Origin of the sequence: Methylobacterium sp. WL18 (assembly GCF_008040015.1) — a bacterium.
Classification (GTDB): Bacteria; Pseudomonadota; Alphaproteobacteria; order Rhizobiales; family Beijerinckiaceae; genus Methylobacterium; species Methylobacterium mesophilicum.
In genome coordinates this window covers 1-4,243 of sequence record NZ_VRVD01000411.1, presented here as the reverse complement: position 1 = coordinate 4,243, position 4,243 = coordinate 1, and the positions used below count along the sequence as shown (strand labels likewise).

Genomic DNA, 4,243 nt, shown 5'->3' with positions numbered 1-4,243 from the left:
AATCCGGCCTGCGCGGCCGCGGCGGCGCCGGCTTCCCGGCCGGCATCAAGTGGAACACCGTGATGCTCGCCAAGGGCGAGCAGAAATACGTCGTCTGCAACGCCGACGAGGGCGATTCCGGCACCTTCGCCGACCGGATGATGATGGAGGGCGACCCCTTCAACCTCATCGAGGGCATGACCATCGCGGCGATCGCGACCGGCGCGACCCGGGGCTACATCTACCTGCGCTCCGAATACCCGCAGGCCTTCGCCACCCTGAAGGAGGCGATCGCCAACGGCATCGAGGCCGGCGTGCTCGGCGCCGATATCCTGGGTTCGGGCAAGGCCTTCCACCTGGAGGTCCGGCTCGGGGCGGGCGCCTATATCTGCGGCGAGGAGACGTCGCTGCTGGAGAGCCTGGAGGGCAAGCGCGGCATCGTGCGGGCCAAGCCGCCGATCCCGGCGCTCAAGGGCTTCCTCGGCAAGCCGACGCTCGTCAACAACGTCATGACCTTTACGGCCGTGCCGTGGATCCTCGAGAACGGCGCCGGAGCCTACGCCGATTACGGCATGGGCCGCTCGCTCGGCACGCTGCCGATCCAGCTTGCCGGCAACATCAAGCACGGCGGCCTGATCGAACTCGCCTTCGGGGTGACCCTGCGCGAGGTGATCGAGGATTACGGCGGCGGCACCCGCTCGGGGAGGCCGGTCCGGGCCGTGCAGGTCGGCGGGCCGCTCGGGGCCTACTTCCCCGACCATTTGCTCGACACGCCCCTCGACTACGAGGCGATGGCGGCCAAGAAGGGCCTCGTCGGCCACGGCGGCATCGTGGTGTTCGACGACACCGTCGACATGGCGAGCCAAGCCCGCTTCGCCTTCGAGTTCTGCGCCACCGAATCCTGCGGCAAGTGCACCCCCTGCCGGATCGGCGCGACCCGGGGCGTCGAGACCATGGACAAGGTCATCGCCGGCATCCGGCCGGAGACGAACCTGAAGCTGATCGAGGACCTCTGCGAGGTCATGACCGATGGGTCGCTCTGCGCCATGGGCGGGCTCACGCCGATGCCCGTGATGAGCGCGATCACCCACTTCCCTGAAGATTTCAGGCGCGCCGGCGATCTGCCGGTCGCGGCCGAGTGAAGGAGACGTCGATGGGCCTGATCAAGGAGATCGACTACGGCACGCCAATCCGCGTGGCGGAGCAGACCGTCACCCTGACGATCGACGGCATGGACGTGACCGTGCCGGCCGGCACTTCGGTGATGGCGGCGGCGATGCATGCCGGCACGCAGATCCCGAAGCTGTGCGCCACCGACAGCCTGGAGCCGTTCGGCTCCTGCCGGCTCTGCCTCGTGGAGATCGAGGGACGGCGCGGGACGCCGGCCTCCTGCACCACCCCGGCCGAGAACGGCATGGTCGTGCGCACGCAGACCGACAAGCTCCACAAGCTCCGCAAGGGCGTGATGGAGCTCTACATCTCCGATCACCCGCTGACCTGCCTGACCTGCGCGGCCAACGGCGATTGCGAATTGCAGGACATGGCCGGCGTCGTCGGCCTGCGCGACGTCCGCTACGGTTACGAGGGCGACAACCATGTCGTGCCGAGCGCCGAGAAGTACCTGCCCAAGGACGAGTCGAACCCGTACTTCACCTACGATCCGTCGAAGTGCATCGTCTGCAACCGTTGCGTCCGCGCCTGCGAGGAGGTGCAGGGCACCTTCGCGCTGACCATCGCGGGCCGCGGCTTCGACAGCCGCGTGGCGGCGGGCCCGACCAACTTCATGGAGTCGGAGTGCGTCTCCTGCGGCGCCTGCGTGCAGGCCTGCCCCACGGCCACGCTGCAGGAGAAGTCGATCCACGAGTTCGGCCAGCCCGAGCACGCGGAGGTGACGACCTGCGCGTATTGCGGCGTCGGCTGCTCCTTCAAGGCCGAGATGCAGGGCACCCGCGTCGTCCGCATGGTGCCGTACAAGGCCGGCAAGGCCAACGAGGGCCATAGCTGCGTCAAGGGCCGCTTCGCCTACGGCTACGCCACCCACAAGGACCGCATCACCAAGCCGATGATCCGCGCCAAGATCACGGATCCGTGGCGCGAAGTGTCCTGGGAGGAGGCGATCGGCCACGCCGCCTCCGAGTTCAAGCGGATCCAGGCGACCTACGGCAAGGATTCGGTCGGCGGCATCACCTCGTCGCGCTGCACCAACGAGGAGGCCTACCTCGTCCAGAAGCTCGTGCGCGCCGCCTTCGGCAACAACAACGTCGACACCTGCGCCCGCGTCTGCCACTCGCCCACCGGCTACGGGCTGATGTCGACGCTCGGCACCTCGGCCGGCACCCAGGACTTCAAGTCGGTCGAGCAGTCCGACGTGATCCTGGTGATCGGCGCCAACCCGACCGACGGGCACCCGGTCTTCGGCTCGCGCATGAAGAAGCGCCTGCGCGAGGGCGCCAAGCTGATCGTCGCCGATCCGCGCAAGATCGACTTGGTGAAGTCGCCCCACATCAAGGCCGATCACCACCTGCCCCTGAAGCCCGGCTCCAACGTCGCCTTCATCAATTCGCTGGCGCACGTCATCGTCACCGAGGGGCTGATCGACGAAGCGTATGTCCGCGAGCGCTGCGACCTCGCCGAGTTCGAGTCCTGGGCCCGGTTCATCGCCGAGGAGCGGCATTCGCCCGAGAACCAGCAATCGTTCACCGGCCTCGACCCGGCGGAGGTTCGGGCTGCCGCCCGGCTCTACGCCACGGGCGGCGCGGCCGGCATCTACTACGGCCTCGGTGTCACCGAGCACAGCCAGGGCTCGACCATGGTGATGGGCATGGCCAACATCGCCATGGCCACCGGCAACATCGGCAAGCTCGGGGCCGGCGTGAACCCGCTGCGCGGCCAGAACAACGTCCAGGGCTCCTGCGACATGGGCTCGTTCCCGCACGAGTTCACCGGCTACCGCCACGTCTCGGACGACGCCACCCGTGAGAGCTTCGAGGCCCTCTGGGGCGCCAAGCTCGACGGCGCGCCGGGCCTGCGCATCACCAACATGCTGGACGAGGCCGTCGATGGCAGCTTCAAGGGCCTCTACATCCAGGGCGAGGACATCGCGCAGTCGGATCCCGACACGCACCACGTCACGTCCGGCCTCAAGGCGATGGAATGCATCGTCATCCAGGACCTGTTCCTGAACGAGACCGCGAAATACGCCCACGTCTTCCTGCCAGGCGCCTCGTTCCTCGAGAAGGACGGCACCTTCACCAACGCCGAGCGTCGCATCTCCCGCGTCCGCAAGGTGATGCCCCCGATGGGCGGCTACGGTGACTGGGAGGGCACGGTGCTGCTCTCCAATGCTCTGGGCTACAAGATGGAGTACAGCCACCCGTCCCAGATCATGGACGAGATCGCCGGCCTGACTCCGAGCTTCACCGGCGTGTCCTACGCCAAGCTCGACGAGCTGGGCTCGGTGCAGTGGCCCTGCAACGAGAAGGCGCCGCTCGGCACGCCGATGATGCACGTGGACCGCTTCGTCCGCGGCAAGGGCCGGTTCATGATCACCGAGTTCGTGGCCACCGAGGAGCGCACGGGGGCGAAGTTCCCGCTGATCCTGACCACGGGCCGGATCCTGTCCCAGTACAATGTCGGCGCGCAGACCCGGCGCACCGAGAACTCGCGCTGGCACGAGGAGGACGTGCTGGAGATCCACCCGTTCGACGCGGAACTGCGCGGCATCGTCGACGGCGACCTGGTCTCCCTGGAGAGCCGGTCCGGCGACATCGCCCTGAAGGCCAAGGTCTCGGAGCGGATGCAGCCCGGCGTGGTCTACACCACGTTCCACCACGCCAAGACCGGCGCCAACGTGATCACCACCGACTACTCGGATTGGGCGACCAACTGTCCCGAGTACAAGGTCACGGCGGTGCAGATCCGGCGGACAAACCGGCCGTCCGACTGGCAGGCGAAGTTCTACGAGGAGGATTTCTCGCTGACGCGCATCGCCCAGCGCCTCGACGCGGCGGAGTGAATCGATGAGCGCACAGACCCAGGAGGACAAGCTCCTCCGGATGGCGAACCAGATCGCCACGTTCTTCCGGTCCTACCCGGAGGACGAGGCGGTGGCCGGGGTGCACAAGCACATCACGGCGTTCTGGACGCCCAAGATGGTCTCGAAGCTCGAGGCCGCCCTGCCGGAGATGGGCGACCGGGCCGACAGCCTGGTGCAGCAGGCCCTGCGCGGGGCCGAGCCCCAGGCCGAGAGCCCGGTGCGCCCGGC

At 67.9% G+C, this 4,243-nt stretch carries 3 protein-coding genes; all 3 read left to right on the top strand.

Features of this window, described 5'->3' with window-relative positions:
• A partial coding sequence (locus tag FV228_RS21795; protein ID WP_147856519.1) for an NADH-ubiquinone oxidoreductase-F iron-sulfur binding region domain-containing protein occupies positions 1 to 1,121 on the top strand: 1,121 nt, incomplete at its 5' end.
• 11 nt (positions 1,122 to 1,132) lie between these two features.
• A complete protein-coding gene (gene fdhF / locus FV228_RS21790) occupies positions 1,133 to 3,994 on the top strand; it encodes a formate dehydrogenase subunit alpha (RefSeq protein ID WP_147856518.1) in 2,862 nt (953 codons plus the stop codon).
• 4 nt (positions 3,995 to 3,998) lie between these two features.
• On the top strand, positions 3,999 to 4,243 hold a 245-nt coding region (locus FV228_RS21785), incomplete at its 3' end, for a formate dehydrogenase subunit delta (protein ID WP_147856517.1).

What these genes read in the sequence shown, in the direction of transcription:
- fdhF (WP_147856518.1), top strand. Translation starts at nt 1,133, where the DNA reads ATGGGCCTGATCAAGGAGATCGACTACGGCACGCCAATCCGCGTGGCG.